Below are 20594 nucleotides of genomic sequence, written 5' to 3'. Positions count from 1 at the left end.
ATGATCCGCCGTCCTTCTGCCCAAAGGACGCTGGAGCCGCTCACGGAACGGATCAACCAGCAGAAACTGACCGTCACCATCGAGATGGTGCCGCCGCGTTTGAACGATGAGCGCGCCTGGATGGAGTACATCGAACAGTTGAACACGTTCCAGGAGTTGTATCACCGGGACATGGTCGACGGGATTACGATGCGCGACGCGCCCGACATTCCCATCGTGGCCGAGGACATCGTGCATATGATGCGCGGACGGCCGGTCAGAAAAGGGGCTCCGGACTACCCCGCCGGAATCAAATCTGTTCTGCGCAAATTGGGACAGCAGGTCGAACGTTCCGGTAACCCCTTAGCGCAACGGCTGCGCAGGCTGTGGATTGAGATCGCCAAATTTGAGAATATCACCAAACTCCCTGTCCCGCCGTCCTATATCGCCACCATTGGGATCCACATGAGAACCCGCTCACAGCTCGAGGAACGGGTATTGGCTGCGGTCCATCAACAGAATGCCCGGGCGCTCTTCCTTGTCCGCGGCGGCGGCCGTAAAATCGAGGCCCTGGAACCGTTGATGCCGGTCAAGTCCACGGTCGAAATGATCAACATCGTGCAGGAGATGAAGCAGCAGGGGAGGATCCCGCAGGATATCCAGATTTGGACGGCCTGGAACCCGTACGAGGAACCTCTGAAGGCGGACGGCGAACCGGATCTGGCGAGAGGTTTGAAAAAATTGGAGGAAAAAATCAACGCGGGAGCCACGGTGATTTTGACCCAGCCGCCGTTCTTGAGGATTCTCTTCATGAAATGGTTTTCAGAAGCTCACCGCAGGGGGCTCACCCAAAAAGCGCAGTTCAAGATCGGCATGCCGCTCCTGACCAATCCGCGCATGCTGGAATTCTGGTTCGGTCTGGTTGACGGCATCAATTTGGACAATAATCCGGAAGCCAAAGCGCTCCTTGCGGAATGGCAGAAGGAAGAGAAAGCGGGGCGGCTCGTGCGCTTCAGCGAACTGTGGAATCTGAATCTGTTGACTTGGATCAAAAATCTCCCTGTCCCCACGGGTATTCACTTCATGCCGGCCCACGAGTGGCAGAGGAGCGAGAGTTACCTGCGGGAAGCCGGAATCACGTCGGCCCAGAGGGCGGAAGACGACCGTTCTGTCCCGGGACGGAAAATGGTCTCCGAATTTGTTGCCAGAATGCTTAAATTGGACGTCATCATCAGCATCTCGCGCGGATTGCTGAGGCCGGATCTGCCCAAGGAGCCGGGCGTAAAGAAATCATTTATGGAAGAGACCCGTTTTGTCGCCAATGTCCTGGATGAGGAACTCAACCGTCTGAAATCTTTTGAGCAGGTCAGGCCGTTCTTCCATCGTGTACACGTTTATCTCTTCCGGACGCCGTTCTCAAAGGTGGGCTTCAGGACATTTCATCCTCCCATCGCGTATCGTGCGGCTTATAACAGTTGGAGGGAATTGGCGATTGACGTCCGGATGTTCAACGACCCATCGAAATCGGAGGATGAAAACCGAAAGGCCCTTGTTCTGGCCTTGGACCACTTAATTCGCGACAACGCTCCGACCATCCCGTTCCCGCAGGCGTGCTGCCTGTCTCGGCAGGAATCCCGATCTCCCAATCCGGTCCTGACGCCTTTGACTCCTAAAGTTTATCTGGACAGGGACCCCGTGCCGTATATGGAGAGCAAAGCCGGCGCCTTCTCTTACGCCGGTTGGATCCGTTATGAAGAAACACAAGCGTACAGCGGCGCGACCGGGAAAGTGAGCACGACTCTTAACGATGAACAATTCCGAGGGTTTGCCAAGGACGACCTCATCCGGCTTTTGGACAGTGACATCCAGGAACCCGTTTTCATTGAATTCTCCGTTGCCGGTATCGAGCGGGCGGCCAAGTATCTGTCCCTGCTTTATGACGAAGCCAGAGCGATCGGCAAAGTCAAAGAATTGGCCCGGCGGCGGATCACGTACGTTTTTGCCGATATTTCTCGGGAGTCTCTCCGGAAGGTGAGCCAGGACCGCCGCAAGCTTAAGGCGCGGGACACGGAGCTTCTTGAGAGGATTGACAGGCATTACGCCGACGCATATCTGAAAGCCGAATTTTTCGAGCTTGACCGGAAGTTCAGGGAATTGAACGTAAGATTCCATTACCGGGAGATGGATGTGACCACCCCTGAAACCGTGTTGGAAAAATACCGGGGCAGAATATTCAACGGGGATGCGATGAATCTCTTTGACGCCCTTCCGACGAATTATTTTGCCCAGCATGAAAACCGCCGCTATGAGGTTCACGTCCAGTTTTACTGGCCGGGGGAAACGATCGATGAGATCCATGCGAAACATCTTCAGGGCCGCTCTTTTGAAGGGTGTCTGTTGACACGGGAACGGTTCATGGGGGATCTTCTCAAGGTCGGGGGCGGCCGGGATGCGGCGCTGGTATTCCTGAATGATTACGAGACAAAGTATTTCACGGCGCCAGAGACAGCCGGTGAGGATGAGAGAACCGCGGCGAGGAGGAAATTCTTCGCGCTCTGGCAGGATCTCCTTAACGGGCTTCAGGCCGATCATTTTTATGTGGGGTGGGATCCGGACGACGGCCAGTCATGGCCGCAGGTCCCCGGCGTGGACAATCTGGGCCGGGTCGTTCATGACGTTCTGGCGGGCCATGTCGGCAATATCTGGGTTCCGGATTCCCTGTTGGCGGTCCAGAGCGTATTCAGGATCATGCCGTATCTGCACGGTGACGGCGTTTTGAGGATGACGCAGTTTTCGTCGCCGATGCACAAGATTGTCCGCGATTACGCCGGCCTGCGCTATCTGGGGTACACGCTGATCTATCCGTTGAACAGAGACTTGATGGCAGAGATCGCTTACCGCACAGGGCGGGGATTCCATAGCGATCCTTATGGGAAATCCGGCAATATCGAAACATACACGATTTCCGCCACGCCCCCATTCTTCATTTATGATCAAAAGGTTTATAGTCAACTGGGCGGTTTTGCAGAAGGCCTGGAATCAGGATTAAGGCAATTGCGCGCAGAGGCAGCCGAGGTCCTGCGGCAGAGACACCGTTTAACCTTGCGCGCTGAAGAGACGCGATTCGTCCAGCCGGCGGGCACGCGCTATAAGGACGAGCAGACACATTGGGGCGAACTCAAACCCCGGCGCCTGGCTTATACAGGCGGGCTACCGCATGAGGCCTGGGATTTTGTTCTGGCCGCCTGGGATGGGTTGGTTTACGATCTCGAGGGGCTTAAGGTTCCGGCCCTGTTCCCGCACAACGGGAAAGTGAAATTCATTTTTGACGATGATATGCAGAAAACGGCCATCCTGTCTCATGACATTGAAATCGAGGTCGGCGGCCGCAAATATCAGCTGATCTCTGTATATACGCATATTCAGCTGGATCCGGCGGTGAGAATCGGGGACAAGATCATGCCGGGCAGCTTGTTGGGAACAACGGCCCGCTCGCGCAATGAGTATTCACCGGTAGCGCCACATCTCCATTTTGCCGTCGGGTTTATGGAAAAGGAACGATTCAAATACACCAAACGGATGAATTACCCTCTCATGAACGAACTGGCGCGGCTGGGGGCCGTCCGGTTCGTCGATCCGTTAAAGATCGTTTCTGCCGAGCTGCGGGCGGAGTTGTTTATTGAAGGGAAAGCGGCGCAACCAAAGCTTTCGAAGTTGATTTTCCGTGGTGCCGACAAAGAAAGCCGCAAAATCATGCGAGCGGCGATTGCCCCTTCATTTGCCGGTGTCAAGGCGTTGATGAGTTCAGAAGAAGGCGCCGTAGAAACAGTTTTGGCAAGGGGACTGGCGGTTGTCATCGAAGGGAAATCGGATGACCGCACGGTTGCGGTTTATCGGGACAGGGACATCGTCGCCCATCCAGGACCTATGACGGATCGCCAACTCATTGAATATTTGCGTTATCTTTCAGCAGGACGTCAGCCATCGGATACGGTTGATCCGCCAGGCAGCGAACTCGCTCTGGTGCCAACGGAAGGCGACGGATTAAAACAGGCACTCCGCGAAGGCTGGGAGGATGAGTTCTGGTACGAACAATCCCTGACCGAGGAAACACTCTGGCGCAAGGGTTACGAAGGCCAGGCCCCGCCGGAAGAGAACTTTCCGGGCATCCACGTCGAAGACGGTGAAGAAAGAGTCGTTGACTTGAAAACACTGGAATCCCGCCCGATGACCGCCGCCGACCGCCGGGCCCTGATCGCGCTGGCCCGGAATAAAACCACGCCGGCGTATCTGAAGCAATTCGAGATTTCCCGAAAATATTATGAAGCCAAACTGAGACGCGAGCATCCGTCCTGGAACCGGGAACGGATCGAGGGCATCGCCCGGTCCCTGGCGCACACCGACGCCGTTGCCGCGGCCGCCCGTGTTCATGCGGCGCACAACCGTCGTGTCTGGGCCCGCCATCTGCGCGGAGTCAAGAAGCCGGGGACACTGGCCATGGCGAACGCCGTGAAAGAAGATCCTGTTGCGGTTGAGCGAAAAGTTTTGGCCCAGTCCCTTGCGGCCGTTCCAGGGCTTTCTGCGGGAAAGATCAGGGGAGAGTTAGAGGCCCTCAGGACAACGGGTGAATATGAAGCTGTGCTTCATCAAGCGTTCGTCCGCCGTTTTAATCTGGAATCCGGTCCTTACCGCCGCAGAATCGCGCGCCTCTGGCAGGAACGTAGCGGAGCGGATGCCGTTCGCGAATTGGCGCAGGGATTTTTGACGACGCATCACCGGTTGGACGAGCAGGGACGGCTTGTCCTGTCTCTGGATCAGGAGGACAGAAAAATCATCGATTCCGCTCCCGTGGGCCTGTTGGGGCGGACCATCGTGTTTGGAAAGAGATCGGCTGGGCGTCCGGCGCAAGTCGAATGGATTTGGGCCCGGGATCTGAAGGCATGGCTCCCCGTCGATATTTATAAATTCGGCAAAGAGCACCATCGCGTCACGGTCGTTTTGGACCGCGGCCGGAACGTGATCTATGCGGACGTGGAATTCACCCGTAATTCTTTGGAAAATATTGAAAAGCGTGGCCGCGAGGTGACGGTCTATTCCCGCGCGACATCCGGCGGGTCGGTTTGGCTGGCGCTTCAACCGCTGGACGAAGAAAAGGGGCCGTTGGGCAACTATATGTTCTCAGACCGGACAGATGAAGTGTTTGCCGCGCGCCTTTCCGCGTCGCATGCCGTCATGGACGAGATCAGGTTCCAGGGCCGCGACGATGCGGAACCTCTGCAAATCGCCGAGAACGGCAACGGTGCGGTGATCGAATCTCACACCAAATGGGATGTGAGCCGTTTGAAGGAGTTGGCGAAAATCAGCGGCGGGTTCTGGCTGAAGGGTGTTCCTGTCGTGTCTGTGCTCGATTCCAAATCCTACCGGATCGGCCGTAAGGTCCGCAAGGCGCTGATCTTCTCCGAAAAGGCCAAGCACGGTATCCATAGCATGGAAGTTCCCCTGCGTTTCGCCGGGCGGCGCGCCCAGGTTTATTTTGACAATTTCGGCATGCCCCTGCGGCTCCGGATCCCGTCCCAAACTAAACCTGGCGTAATTGATCACGAACAGTGGCTGCGCCGCATTGAGATCCGTGACCGTAAAACCGGGAAAACCGTGGCCGTAACCAGCGTTTCATCAGACGCGGTCAGCCGCAGTGACATCGAACGCGCCGGGGTATATATTGTGGAGCATAAACAGGAGGGAGTCGACCTTCAAGCCGTTGCGACCCGCCAGAATGTCCGTCCTCCGCAGGCGCGCGTCGCGTTGGCCCACCAGTTCATTTACATCCCTTCCAAATTGATCGATTTGCGTTTTACAAAAACCAAGACCAAAATCCCCGGTGGCGCCGAGGTTATCTATCGCGCCAACGGCGGCAACGGGGCTGTCCTTGTTCCTGCTGAAATATCTCTCGGGAGTTACCAGACCGATGGGACATTCCGGCAGCAAAACGTATTTCCTTTGAAGGCGGTCACCAAAGGCCGGTATTACGAGGCCCTGGACCGTGGCCTGGACCGCAATGACCGCACGCTGGCTGAAAGATTCAGGGAACTGAGGCAGACGAAATCCGTTGTCGAGAGCGCCGGAGAATTGGTTGGGTCCACGAAGACGCCGGCGCATCGCCGGACTCCCGAAGGCGTGGCAGCCGCCCTTGTTGAGGAGGGAACGAGGGTTCCTCTCCTGGCCGCGCAATACCGGCGCGCCAAAGAGCTGGAGGAAGCCGGCGTTTCCGGGCGCGACATCGTTGTCCGGTATGCGAGAGAGCCCTTCAGTCCGGTCAAGGCCGTGATGGAATACCTGGAACAGCAGTTGAAGGCCAAGGGCCGGGTCCTGGACATCGGGGAGGAAATGGTCTTTGACCTGGTCCGCAAACTGATTCCGCCATATCTCGACGATTTCAACAGGCAGATGGACGCTTTGGCGAAGGCGATCCAGCAACACCAGGCGCCCGAGGAGCAGCAGGGTCTCCTGGCGGTTAAAATTTTCTTGGCAGATACCGTGCAGGATATCCCTCTGGTGGTCGAGATTCTCGCGGGCCGCTTGGAACGGTTGAATCCTCACCGCCGCCAGGTGCCGCAGATGATCGCCGTGCTTCGGGTTCTCGCGCTGGTGCCGCCGGCGTTCATGACGGATGATGCCGTCAGAATCGTCGAGAGAGCCGGGGCGCTGGAAGGGCCGTATCGTCATAACGAAATCCGTGAAGCGGCCGGACGTTTGATCAAGAATCTCCGCCTGAAGAAGACCCCGGCCGAACAAAGATTCGGGCTGGCGTTCAACGGCGAGCCCAGGGCCATGACGCCGCCCCAGGTCCTGAGCGCGCTCCGTTCGCTGAAGATGGACCGGGCGCGGTTCGAAAGCCGCAAGGACGATCTCTGGAACGTCAGTATTTCCATCCTGATGGAAGAGCAGTGGCCTTCTCTGTATGACGTTTATCTGGCCCTGAACATACTGAATTCCATCCCAGGCGAGGATCAATTGTCCCGGGCTCCGCAGATCCAGGCCGTCGTCCCGCGGATCATGCTGGCGGCGCGCAGCAATGCGCCGGGGGTTTTGGCGGTGCGCGTCAGGGCGAGAGAGTTCTTGCAATCCCTGCCGAAAGGGCTCCTGTGGATCACGGAAACGGACGCAACTGAATTGGGGCAGTTGGTGTTCAGCGCTCTGAACGAGTTGGAGCAGCTTCCCGGCAATGGATCTCAAGGTGCGATCCGTCCCGACATCGCGCGCAGCAGCCGCGTGTTGTCCGACAAGGAATACCGTGAGATTCAGGGCTTCCTGGAGGAATTGCGGCCGGAGATCGTGAAGGTCGCCAAGCGCGCCATGCACAAAGATCCGTACAAGGATGTCCGCGATCTGCTGGCGCGCATTCTCATGGGCAACGACGAAGTCGTCATTGCCAGCGCCGTGCAGGGCCGCAAGATCGTCATCATCGACGCGCCGGAGGAGCTGGAAAAGAAAGTGTCAGCCTTGCAAAACGCCGCTGGCGATCCCCTCGTCGTGCACGCCCTGAAAATACCGTTGCACCAGGACCACGGGGCTTCGGTGGTCATCCTTCTCGCCCCAGGCCGCGCGAATATGGTCCAGAAAATCCGCTCGGTGGGGCACGAGGCCTTTTCTATCGTTCATGAGAAAATCTTGGACTATAAAGTAGTCCACGAAATGGCGGCTGATTTTGACGAAAGCCTGCCTGCCATGCTGGTGGAGGATGCGTATCGCCGCCATCCGTCCATGAACGTCAGGGATCTGGCCAACGAATTGAACATGGACCTCAAGGATCCGGACCTATACGATACCATGCTGGGATTTGTTCGCAAACAGCCCAAACATATCCTTCATCAGCATACGTCCGGTTTGATTTATCCCGAACACCTTTTGCCGTATCTGCTGGGTCATACGGCCAGCGCCAAGGCGGCCCGCCGCCGCTTTGCCTGGGCGCTGGCGCAATATCAGGATCAGCGGGACCCTCTTTGGGTGCAGAGCCATCTCATGGATCCCGGCGATGAATTCCAGCATGATGCGGATCAGAAATTCTTGGAACACATCGGGAGTTCCCCGGAACCGTTTGTTTTGAGGGGATCACGCCACGGGGGTTCTGAAGCGGTTGATTTGCGCCTGGATCATTTGCGGAAACTTGTTGTTTATAATGACCCATTGCGGAAAGATTACAACGCGTTTGAATGGACGTTCGCCTTTATCAAGGCCGTGACTGACGAAGAGCCGTCCCGGCCCTACCTGCGGGAGGTCGACCGGTTCCGCAGGCCCCGGCTGGTCAAGCAGGGGATCCTCAAGCAGGTGCGGGAGGACAACCTGAAATATATCGAGATCACCGATTACCACAGTCCGTCCCTGGAAGAACTGATGGAGCAGGTGCTGGAGGTTGAACCGGAGACAAGAGGGCATGTGACCGTGGCTTTTCTCAAAGGGTTCCGCAAGGATCATTTGTACCGTATCCAGCGCGACGCGGCAGCCCGGCGGGCGGTCAGCGAAGTCATGGCCCAGGTGCGGACAGGCCGGATCAGCGCGGAGGCCGTGAGGAAACGGATCCTTGATCGCGTCATTTCTTCGGAAAAAAATTGGTTCGGCCTGCCGGAGCGGAAGATCCGGGAAGAGTTTGCTGAAGCCATGGACGAGATTCTTGGACAGATCCGCCGGGAGAATATCGGGCAGGTTTTTCCCGCGGGATTGGAAGAGGAATTGGTGACGGAGCGGCTGATCGAAGCGTATCTGGCGCGGGAAACGGCCTTTAGCGAGATCCTCGCCTTTGAAAAACAGATGGACGACCTTGAACTCCGCAAGCCGCTCTTGCGCAAGCGCATCGTGGGTGTGAGCAGCATCGGTGACGAATCCGAATTCATCAACTGGGTGGAGGCCCCGATCCTGCGCCGGGCCCGGCAGATCGGGCTCAAGGTTACATCGCACGTCGGCGAGCGGTGGAAGAGCGGGGAATACCTTTTGTCCCTGCGCCGTGTCCGCCGGGAGATGGCCATCGGCGTCAACCGGCTGGCCCACCTCACGGCAGTCGGTCTCCATTCATCGTTGCTCCCCGCCGAATTGTCCGCCGATGAGCGCGACGAAGCGGTCGCCCTTCAGCAGGAAATTTTGGCCCAGATTTTTGACGGATATGTCCATGTGGAGACAAACCCGACGGCCCAGGTGATTTTCTCTCCGGCCTACAGCCATTATAAAAATCACGCGGCCGAGGCGCTCCTGCGGGCCAGGGTCCACTTCTCGATCAACACGGATGACGCGAGCATTTATGGTACGAGCCCGTCTGAGGAATTCGCCCGGGTTTGGTTCCATAATCCCAAGTTAAAGCTGGCCGCCATGATGAGGATCAGGCAGGCCGCTGCGGAAGCCAGGTTCTATGAGCCCACAGAGGACGTCAAGTCCCGGCTGGCCGCGGAGCGGGAGCGGATCCTGGAGATGCAGGGCCTTCCTCCGGCCGCGGCCGGGTTCGGCAGCGCGCGTTTGAAGCCGCCGCATATTACGTATTATGTGGCGTTCGCCTTCGGGTATTACATGTTCCATCACGGCGCCGCTCCGATGGTCCCGCGGACCGGCGCCGGGCCGGGCATCATGGAGGCGGTCCTGCGCGGATATCTTTTCGCCCGCACTCAGGCCGGAGTTGAGCCCAACATCGGCAACATGACCCAGGGCGTGAAGATCCTTTTGGACCGTTTTGAGCACCCCAATGATTACAACGAGATCCTCAAGGAATTCGACCACTTCATCCCCCGCAAGCTGGCGCTGCATTACAACAGCCGCGGGATCCTGGTGTTCACCGGCGGCATCGGCACGGAAGACGAGGTTTTTGAGGTCATCCGCCGGCGGCGGCCCGTCGAGATCATCGGGAAGTTCTGGGAACCGATCTGGAGGGCTTTTGCGCAAAGCTGGGCCATGGCCGGTATATCAAAACGCATTTGGGCCAAACCGCATTTTACGGATCTGGATGAGAAGTTCATGGCGGCCTTGCAGGCCCATGTTGAGGAAAATATCCGGGGGCTGGATCCTGACAAAATTCCTGCGCCGGAAGAGATTTTTGCTGATTTTGATTTCCTCAAATACCCCGAGCCCGAAGCCCTGTCTTATATGCTCGATTCTTATCAGGCCAAGCGTTACACCCAGCAGGAGTCCCGGGAAAACGTAGACCGGGCCAACCGTGAGATGGCGGCGGGGATCGACATGCTGAGCGGCCTGCCCAGGCCGGTGGTGATCGCCGGCCATCCCGAAATGAACCGGTTTGGGTTGCATGTCCTCGAGCAGCTCAAGCCCATCGTGGAAGAACTCCTGCTCCGCGGGGTCCCGGTGCGTGTGGTGAGCCGCGGGCCTGTTTACGATGCCGTGATGGAAGTGGCGGAACGCCTCGGGAGGATGGACCTGGTGCAGGTCGTCCTTTACCGGAATTCCAGAGACCCGAACAAAGACTGGTCCAAGGAAGACGCGCACTCAGGGCGGTACCACAACCAGGCACTTATTGTTGAACACGATTCCAATCACCGCCTCCTGTTGTCTTACGACGCCCGCGGTTTCATCTTCCTGCCCGGCGGCCTGGGCACGATGAACAAGCTGTTCGACGTGATCGTTCCGATGCAGACGAGCACGATCCGCCAAAGGCCTGTCGTTCTTCTGGGGCGATCTTTCTGGGAAAGGATTTTGGAGACGATGAAGCGGGAGATGGAGGCTGAGCACCCTCCGGTGATCACGCCCGGCGACACGAACCTGATGCGCGTGGTTAACACGAAAGACGGGGCGCTGGTCCGGCTGGGGATCGACGGCGACAACGGCAACCACAGGACCATGTCCGAGCGGCTCACCTTCCTGATGCCGGCCCAGGAAGGCAGGACAGAGGCACCCCCGCGTTCTAAGCATAAATCGAAGACATCCCGGTCCCCGGCAAAATTATCCGTCCGGGGCCCTCAAAAGCATCCCCGGAGAGGACTCGGGTTGTTCCCGGAATCCCTCAAGGACCTCAAGAAAGCCAAGGAGGACGGCCAGGTCTTCCGGCTCCTCTGGGACACCGCGCTGGAGGAAGAGGACTGGAGGACCGAGGGCTATCTGCGCGGCCCGCCGCAAGGATTCGCGGACAGGCACGAAGAGATCATCGTTGTTGTTGAAGGGAAATTCTACAAAATCCATCCTTTCGCGTCCCACAAGGAAACCCTTCGCAAGCTCGCCGGCGTCACCGATAAAATATATTACACAGTTTATTATCCGCTGTATTGGTCCCTGCGGTTTTTCGCCGGGAAGTCCGCCGCCCGGGAAACGGCCCGCCGGTGGGGGGTGCGGGCCGCGGCCGTTGTTCACCTGGCTTACAACCTCTGGGTGCTCTTGATGGACGGTGTTCTCGCCATCGCCGGCCGGCTTGATCGCGAGAAGCACCTCAAACGGTACGATCCCCAGCGCATGCCAGTCCGTTCTCCCCTGGAAACGGCGGAATTGATCAAAGATCTGCGCATCGACCGCGAGATTCTGCAGGCCTTGAGGATCCGCCTCTCGGAGGAAGCGGTGGAATACAAATTCGACCACCGCCAGCCGATGGGGGTCCGGGTGCGCATTACGGCTGATAATGGCGTCAATTTCAGGATGGGCGACAAGGTCGTGCTGGACAAGACCAACCAGATCATGCTCATCACGTACATTGACCATTCCTATGTCACGCTGTCCCCGATGAGCGCCGAAACTGACAGCGACCGGTATCTGGTCACGCGTTCCGGGGCGGTCGTCGACAGCTGGGCCGTCCCCGCAGTCGGTTCTTTCCGCGTGGCGAAATCCGATTCTCAGATTCAAGACCAATTGGGGGAGGTGGAATCCTTGCTTTCGAAGATATCGAGGCAGGAGGTCAGGTTGCCGGCGGCGACTTTTTACCGCGCGTTGCGGCTGTTGCCTCTGACGGCCGATGCCGAGACCCGGCGGCTTGCCGCCGAAGATTTCTTTAATCCGTCGATCCCGTTCCGGCAACTTTCCCCGGACGTTTTTGAGGGCGATGAATCCCAGGAGGAAGCCGTGAACCTGGCGTTTAACCGTACCGAGGTCTTGCTGATCGAAGGCCCGGCCGGGACCGGCAAGACCCACACCATCGTGGAGATCATCCTTCAGGCGGTCAAGAGGGGCAAAAGCGTCCTGCTGGTGTCCCAGATGCACCAGGCCGTGGACAACGCGCTGCGGGACCTGCTGGCCGCCCATCCGGAAATACCGGCGCTGCGCTTGGGCAACGATCCTGACAAATTTGAATACGGCACCGAGGAGGTCTGGGCAGGACGGGAAGCGGCTTTACAGAACTTCCTCGCCAGAAAGGACCAGACGGGAGGTTTTGTGCTGGCCGGGACCAACAGCGGGTTCGCTCTGGATGCCGTGGCCAGGGAAAATCCGGCGCTCAAGGCCATCCTTTCTTCCGGATTTGACATGATGATCATGGACGAGTCCAGCCGTGAAACATTGCCCGGCGCCCTGATCCCGTTGGGTTACCTCAAGAATAAGGGAAAAGCGATCTTTGTCGGCGATCACAAACAGCTGGCGCCGTTCGGGCTTGACGGTGACGAGGAGCGCAAATTGCTGGGGCTGGGCATTCCGCAATCGCGCATCGACGTGTTCAAACGCAGCATCTTTGAGATCCTGATCCGGCAGTCCTATGCCGACCGCGTGATGTTGTCCACCAACCGCCGCCAGCATCCGATGCTGGCCCGGCTGGTGTCGGAGCTTTTCTACGATGGGGACGTGCACACCTTTGGCGCCGAAGATTACGACCCGGCCAATCCGCCTCTGCGGATTGTTGATCTGGATTCCGATACGGATGAATTCTATCAGGACACGAATCGCGAGATCAAATACCGCAATGTTTACTCAGCCAGGAATTCCTTAAGATTTGTCAGGGAGTATGAACGGCGCGGCATCCCGGTCAATAAAATAACGATTCTGACCCCTTACAAGATCCAGATGGAGTACCTGGAGGAGATGATTGAGCAAAGATATCCCGACCCCGCCAACCGGCCGCTGGTGCGGACCATCGACAGCTATCAGGGCGGACAGAACGACGTCATCATTTATGATTTTGTCCGCAGCAACCGTCTGCGGAAGATCGGCTTTGTCAACGATCCGCGCCGGTTGGACGTCGGCCTGTCGCGCGCGCGCAGACACCTGGTGATGATCTGGGATTCCCGGACATTCCTGAACGGCCGGACAAAGGAAGAGTCGCCGGAGGACAGGGTGGCGCGGGAGCTGTTTGAAAAGGTCGCCGCGTATTACCGGCGTGTTTACCAGAAAGAAGAATTCGAGAAAGCTGATCTGTCCCTGCGGCCGTCTTCCGGGGAAAGCGTGATGTATTCCCGCCGGGACCGCTGGAGCGTTCTGGAGGCCGGGGTCGAGCAGGTGGAGTGGGCCAAGCAGTATCTGGGCCTGTTCATGCAGGCCCAGGTCGGCGAGGCGGCCGCTCTGAAGGGACGCATGCTCGATCTTTTGGGCCGGGCCCGCGGGCCGTTCAATTTCGTTAACGGGATCGACAAGAATTCGCCGGAGGCGGCCTATGCCCGTTTGGGGCTGGCGATGATCGACGCCCTGCGCAGCGAGATCATCGTGGAATTCATGAGAAAATCCCAGAGGCCCAATGAGCCGCGGCGTGACGAATTATCGGATTTGAAATATGCCGTAGAGGCTGTGGCGAACGCCCTGTCCGCCGCCGGTCTGACCAACGGGCGCAAACTCCTCTTTGAGGAGCCGGACGCGGTCTTGAACAATGCGCTCAAGGCCCTGCTCGGTTCAATGAAATCTATCTTGGAAGGCGGGGTCAGCGATAAATCCGTCGATTACCTGCAAAAGCACATGGAAGGACTGGCCGCGCTTATGCCCGATGAAGTCGAGGTGCCGCAGCCGGCCGGGGCGCATGCCGTTTTGCTCAACGACGAGCGGCAACGGATGACCGCCGCGATCCAGGAGGAAAGGAACAACATCCTTTACCTGATCCGGCGGGTGTTCAGCGAGCGCGGCAAGATCCGCACGCCGGAGGATTTTGACCAGTATGTGGGAGGGCTCATCGCCCAGGTCATCAATGATGTCGCGGGGCGCAACTCTTACACGGCCATGGAGTTGTTCCAGGAGGACGTTTTCAGGGCGGTCCGTCAAGCGGTGGCCAGCCATGAAAAGATCGACGAAAAATTGAAGGCGGACACGGAGATCAGGGCCGCGATCGGCCGGCACTACGCCCGCAATAAATTTTCTTTGGACGTGATCGATCTGGCTGTCCTGTATTGGTACCACGATCTCAGCCGGGGCGGCGTTGCGGCGGACACCGAGAAAATTCTGAACGGTGTCAAGCTGAGCCTTGACGGACTTGATATCACCGTCACGGAAAGGGATGTCCATCACCGCTCTTTGAAGGGGGAATATCAGCTCCTGGGGATCGGCGAAATCCCGTTGTCCCAGGAGGAGGCGCGCCGCGTGGCGGCGGAAGTGGAGCAGACGCGGGAGGTCCGCAAGGACCGGCGCACCTTGAGGGACACGCGGGACAAATACAGGCCGGTTGTCGCCGGCATTGTGCGCAATATGGCGGTTGTCCTGCCATGGCTTGAAAAGGAGAATCCCACGCGCAAGGCGCTCATCGAAGATCTGTACCAGCGTTCCCACCCGAAATACGAAAATTTCGTCAGGGGACTGAAGGCCGATACGCTGGATTTGACCGGCTTGACCGTCCTGTGGCTGGGCAACAGCGGGGAGGAAGGGTTCGGCGACCTGATGGACCAGCTGGAGGAGGTGCTTCTGCAGGACATCCAGAGGATCAGCCGGTTCATTAAAGATGAGATCTCGGGGGTTGAAAAATCCCTCGCGACGATCCGTGATCTTTCGGCGAAGCTCCGGTTCGGATTTTTGCCGGAGACCGGACGGCTGCTGGAGGAGGTCCGGCAGTCCATGGCGGAGCTGACCAGCAGAGAACAGAGCGAAGACGATTACCTGTCCAGGCAGATTTTTGAGGGCCCGGATGGCAATGAAGGGTTGAAGGGGCAGGCCAGGGACATTGTGACACAGGTGGAATTCCTGGACAGGGAGTTCCGGGCCCATGAGCAGGAGATGATGAACCTGCGCCGCCTGATCGATGAATTGAACCACAACGCCGAACGGCTGTCTTCCCTGGCCGTCTCTCATCCGGCGCTCGCCGGTCTCGTGCGGCTTGAGATCCAGAAGATCGAACAGAAATTTGAAACGGACATCCTCCGCGGACGGTTCGAGCAGAGTCTGGCGTCGCTGGCCAGAAAGATCCGCGTCCTTCATGACAGGATCGACGCCCTGGTCAGGTTCTTTGAACGCCGGAAGGCCCTGGAGGCGGACGTCGACGCGAAAGCGCGGGCCCTCTATGCGGACAAGGCCGTGCCGCAGAACGTCAAGAAAGCCGTTACGGGAATGGTCCGGGCTCTCCGTCATGAATTTGCCGCGCGCAAGATCCCGCTGGCGATGAACGGCCATCAGGCGGAATACCTGAATGACCTGACCGGGCTTCAGCAGCGGCTGACGGTGTTGGCCGGGATGATGGCCCGCCGGCAGGCGGTGGCAGAAAAGATATCGTCCCTGTCCTTGCGGTTGGACGGGATCAAAGTCTCGTCCGGCAGCGGAATATTCATCCGGATCCAGCCGGATGTCAGCGTCGCGGAAGCCGAAAGGGCGCGGATCGCCGGCGAGCTGGCCGATCTGGACGCTCACACGGGCCTGAACACCGAGGAATCCGTTTATGCAACCCGTCTGGCGGCGATCGAGACGTCTATCCAGGAGTGGGAGTCCGCATTCACCGTTCGGTTCGGCGCCGCGGAAAAACGGATGGAACGCGTGAAAGCCCTGAAAGACGGGCTTGAGACACTTGTCAAGGAGCTGGCCTTGTATCAGCGGGCCTTGAAGCTGCAGACGGTCGTGGATACGAATCTCTGGGACGCCATTGAGGCAGGGCCGTTGGCCGAGGTCCGCCGGACGGTCACGGCCGTGGAAGAGGAGCCGTCGGCGCAGGTGGACGAGCAGTTCAATTCCCCCGGATTGGTTCTCGCAGAGGAAACCCTGCGGACCAGGGGTGCGGAGATCAGGAGTTATTTGAGCGCCGCGGCTTCGTTGAAGCGTCGGGCGATCCATAGCGGGGTCCTGGCCCTCCAGGAGATCTTTGGGCACTTGAGAAAATGGATCGAGCAGGATATTTTCCGCGCCCAGGACCGGCGCCCGCCGGATATCCAGCCGGAGTATGACGCCCTGATGGCCAGATTCGACGAGGCCGAGAGGATCTTTTTGAGAGCCCGGGAGAACCTTGATCCCGACCGGCCGTTCTCTTTGATCCCGCCCGAGCTGGCCCAGCAGCTGGACGACGCGTTCACCGCCATCATCCCGGCGTTCATGGCCGTGGTCGATAAAGACGATAATTTCGTCATGGACAAAGTGGTCCATGAGATGACGGAATACGCCGCCCGTTACCGCGACCGCCTTGACCGGGGGCGGGCCATGCGGCTGCGGCTCCGGCAGAACACCAACGGGTACGGCTACACGACGGGCTTCCAGGTGGTCTTCCTCGACCGGCGGGAAAGGGACCTGGATGAGGGCAAGAGCCCCGAAGATTCTTTGTCCGGGAAATTGAAGGTCATGATGCTGGCCGACGCGCGGGAGCCGAGCAATTATTTCAAGAACAATCCTTTCGTCAAATGGGACCATTACCAGGACCTGGACATCCCGGTGCCGTTCGTGGACATGATCGTTTCCGTTTCCAACGCCGTGCGCTATTTCATGATGTTCCATAACCAGGCGGGAGACCTGCCCCGCTTGACCGGGGCGCAGGTCTTTATCACGTCTTATCTGGACCTGGTCTTTGACAAGGAAGAGCGGAAGAGGGGCTTCACGTTCATCCTCCCCGAGAACGGAGCGGTGCGGGAAGAAGAGGACCCGCAGAACCTTGATGAGCAGATCAACGCCATGAAATACATCCTGGGCCGGGTCATGTCCGTGTGGGCCCCCGGCCAGTCGGATGACGCGGCGTTGGCCAAGCAGGGAGAATACGCGTATGCCTACCCGATGTTCGAGCGGATGCGCAAGGAGGACGAGGCCCGGTTGGAAACCCAGAAGCCCGCGGCCCAGCCCATGGGTTCGCGCGAGACAGAGGCGACCGCCGGCTGGACGATCTCTCTGAGCGCGGTGTTTGCCGTGGGCGGGGGACTGCTGGGGTGGGGAGCGCTGGGCTTGTTGCTGGCCCTGGCAACGGCCTTGACGGGGTTGGTCCTTCTGCGGCTGGCGAGGAATCTGAAGTCGCTGGAAGAGCTCAAGGCCGGTGAGATCCGCGACGGCCCGGTCTATGAATTGAACGCCGCCCTTCAGCGTGCGGCCGTTTCCCCGGGCCTGCGTTCCGCGATCGCCTGGGATCCGGAAGCCCGCGCTCTTGTGGTCCGCAGCGCGGACATCAAAGCGGCTTTGCCCCGGTTGCATCCCGTCCATCAGCAACTGATCGTGCTCCATGAATATATGCACAAGCGCGGGTTCGGCGAACTGGTTGCCTATGTTGTCACGGCCCTGGCCGTCCTGCCTGTTGTGACCCTGCATTTCGGCTATAAGCGCGATCTCTGGGACGCGGTGCGGGAGCTGATGAGCAAGGAACTCATCGCCGCCAACCGCGACCGCGCGCGTCTGCGCAGGATGTGGTCGCACATCTTTTCCGATGATCTCGGTTTTTACGCGGAAGCGGCGACGGCCTGGCGCAGAAAAGAAGTGGCCCGTCTCTTTTTTGAGGCGCTCGTTGATGATTTTGAATTTTCCGGAGAAGATCTGGCGGTGATCAGAGATGCCAGGAGAAAAATTATTCGCGGCCGTGATCAGGAGGATGTCCTGAGGAATTTCGAATCGGGATTGAGGGCCCTGGGACTTGACCGCCGTCCGCTGGTTAAAAAACAGCTCCGGGGAACCGTGATCATGGAAAAATACATCGTGGCCCTGGGCTTTCTCTTTGACGCCGGCGAAGGGGAGGCGAGGGAGGCCCAGCCTTTCATCGAAAATATTTTTGACGGCGCGTTCACGAGCGCCGAGGGCATGCGGACGACCAGCGCCGACCGGTCGTATCACATTTGGGCGGACAGCGCGGTCCGTTTCTGGCCGAAGTTTTATATCCACAAACCGGCCGGCCGGGAACTGCGCCTGATGCCCGGGGAGAAACCGTTGAGGGGCACGGCGCCGGCCGAGATCGTGGAAAGGGTTGAATCCGCCCTGGAAGTCCTTAAAGGGCGCATCGGCCCCGCGGAAGTCGAGAAGATCAAGGAAGAAATATTTTTTGTCGGGGTGAGATCGCCGCTGCCGGTCTTTGTGGTCGATTCGCCGAACCGCGTAGCCCGTCCCGTTCATTCAGGCCGCCACCGGCCGCTGTTCTACCTGCCGGTCATGTTTTTGTACAGTTTTGACCGCAATGATCCCGCGCAGATACGGGAACTGGCCGCCTTTCTGCTTTACATGTGGGAATGGGTGTCCACCGTGAGGGTGTACGAGAAGACGGTCCGGCCGGAAAAACTGTACGAAAAATTGAATGCCGTGACCGAATCCTTTACCCGGGAAGACCCCCACGGCCTGGCTTCGCCGGAGGTGAGGAAACAGCGGCTGTTTCGTCTGATGAGGGAATCCATTATTAAGGAAACGATCATCCAGATCCCTCATTTGCTGTTCCGTTACCGGGCCACATATAAGGAAGCTTATGATCTGGAGCGGCAATATCCCCGCGGATATGTTCAGGCCTACATCCAGCGGGTCGGGGGATATCAGGCCATCCGCGACCAATTCAAGCAAGTGGCCGACCGCTTCGGCGCCCTGGGCGTTTATCTGGAGCAACTCGGCGATGTTCAGAAAGCGAAGCTGGCGTTCGCCAGGATGGAAAAATATTACCGCGTTATTCAGAAAAGTGAAACAGGCGCGGAGCCCGCCAGTCTTCAGATGGAGCTGGTCACGTTTTACCTGCGCCGCGGCGATACGAAGCGTTTCCTGGCCAACCTGGCCATGCTTCTTGGGCGGATTCCCTGGCGGGAAAATGTGACCGTGCTTTTGTCCGGGAAGAGCCTCTGGGACGTCCTGGTCCGGATCGTCCGCGGCCGGAACGTGATGGCCAACCTCCGGATCCTGTGGGGGGCGAATTATCTGTTCTCCCAGCAGATGTTCACCCGCGCTGATCACCGGAACTATTTGACCTACACATTGCTTATGCCTGTCGCCGCTTATTTGGAGTCCTTCCTGGTGCGGGAAATTGATTACATTTTCAAATCCATGCTGTCGCTGGAAACCAATGCCCAGCGGAAACTCGCTCTTCAACTGGCCCTGGATCAGGCCCAGGAGATGATCGTGGAGTTTCGCCGCATGACAAGCCTTCTGTCGGGGGATGCCGAAACGGAAAGGCATCTGTTCCGGGAAACCCGGCGGTATCCGGCGCCGCTCATCCGGACAGCGTTCTTCTTCCTGGTGTTGATCACCCAGAATGTGTTTGTTTATGCGGCTGCCATTGCTTTTGTGCTGGCCTGGCTTGTTCCGGCGCTGGTTGTGGGAGGCCAATTGAGCCTGCTGCTGTTCGTCTTCGGACTGATGATTTTGGGGGCCAGCTATTTGATGTATTTTTATCAATCTTCGATCGGGTTGACGCCGCGGCCGGTCCCGGCCGGGGAGAGGGAGGCGTATGCGCGCGGGGTCAAAGATATTGACGCGCGGTTCCAGGCGGAAAGCGCGCGTGATCCGCTATTGTTGCAGGCGCGGCAAAGAGCGCAGGGAATCCGGATGACCGAAGATTTTGAGGAGTTCCGCAGCGTCCGCGCCGGATCCGGACGGAACGAAATCATCGTTTATCCTCTGCGGGTGTTCACGCCGGGAACACGTTTGTTCCAGCACGCGTGGCGTTATGTCCTGGCCCGGAGATCGCTGGAGTTCTATTTCGATGAGCTCGCCGCACGCCATATACCGTTTACCAATCCTTATGCCACATTGATATTAAGGAAGGTCTGGGTTGAATTTGAACTGCTCAAGCGCGGCCGCAGATACGGCATGGTTGTCCCGTACCTTTTGTTCCTGCTGAGCTATCATTCCTCGATCCTGATGATGGTCACGCTGATGGGGTCGCTGGTTTCTATTCGGCGGATGGTTCTGTGGCGGACGTGGCGGAAATTCGTTCAACGGTTTGTCTGGGGCGAGCCGCTCCCGCCATTCGGGCTTGTCGAACCCGCAGGGACCCCGCAGCCGCAGACGGACCCGGCCCGCACGGTCGGCTGGATGTCTGTCGAGGCGGAAAGGGAATTACGGGCCATCGTCGGCCGTTTTGAAAAGCGGCCGTTTGGGCTGCATGAGATCGAAGCCGACATCCAGGCCAAGCACCAGGCCTACGGCCTGTTCCATGAGGGAGCCCATGAGCCGGGCGAAATCCTTTTGGACGCCCTGGTTGTCCGGGCTCCGCCGGGATCGCAGTTGCAAAGGGACATCGACGCGTTTGAGAGAAAATACCCTGTGATGGTTCTGGCGATCAACACCCGCATCAACGGCCGCAACGTGATCGTCCTGTTCCCGAAGCACCACCGGTCCCGTCTGGAAATCCTTCGCACATTGATCCATGAAACCATGGC

1 protein-coding gene (running past both ends of the window) is annotated in these 20594 nt (G+C 58.5%); it reads left to right on the top strand.

The whole window is internal to a pyridoxal-phosphate dependent enzyme gene (locus Q8Q08_00915; GenBank protein MDP2652572.1) on the top strand: the coding sequence, 114990 nt in all, runs 59361 nt past the left edge and 35035 nt past the right edge, and what appears here is coding positions 59362–79955 (codon 19788, complete, through codon 26652, partial); the first complete codon in view begins at position 1. Both codon boundaries (start and stop) fall beyond the window edges.

The sequence above is a fragment of the Candidatus Omnitrophota bacterium genome (genome assembly GCA_030688425.1).
GTDB lineage: Bacteria > Omnitrophota > Gorgyraeia > Zapsychrales > JANLHA01 > JAUYIB01.
The sequence above is the reverse complement of the archived record's forward strand: the minus strand, read 5'-3'. Positions and strand labels throughout refer to the sequence as shown.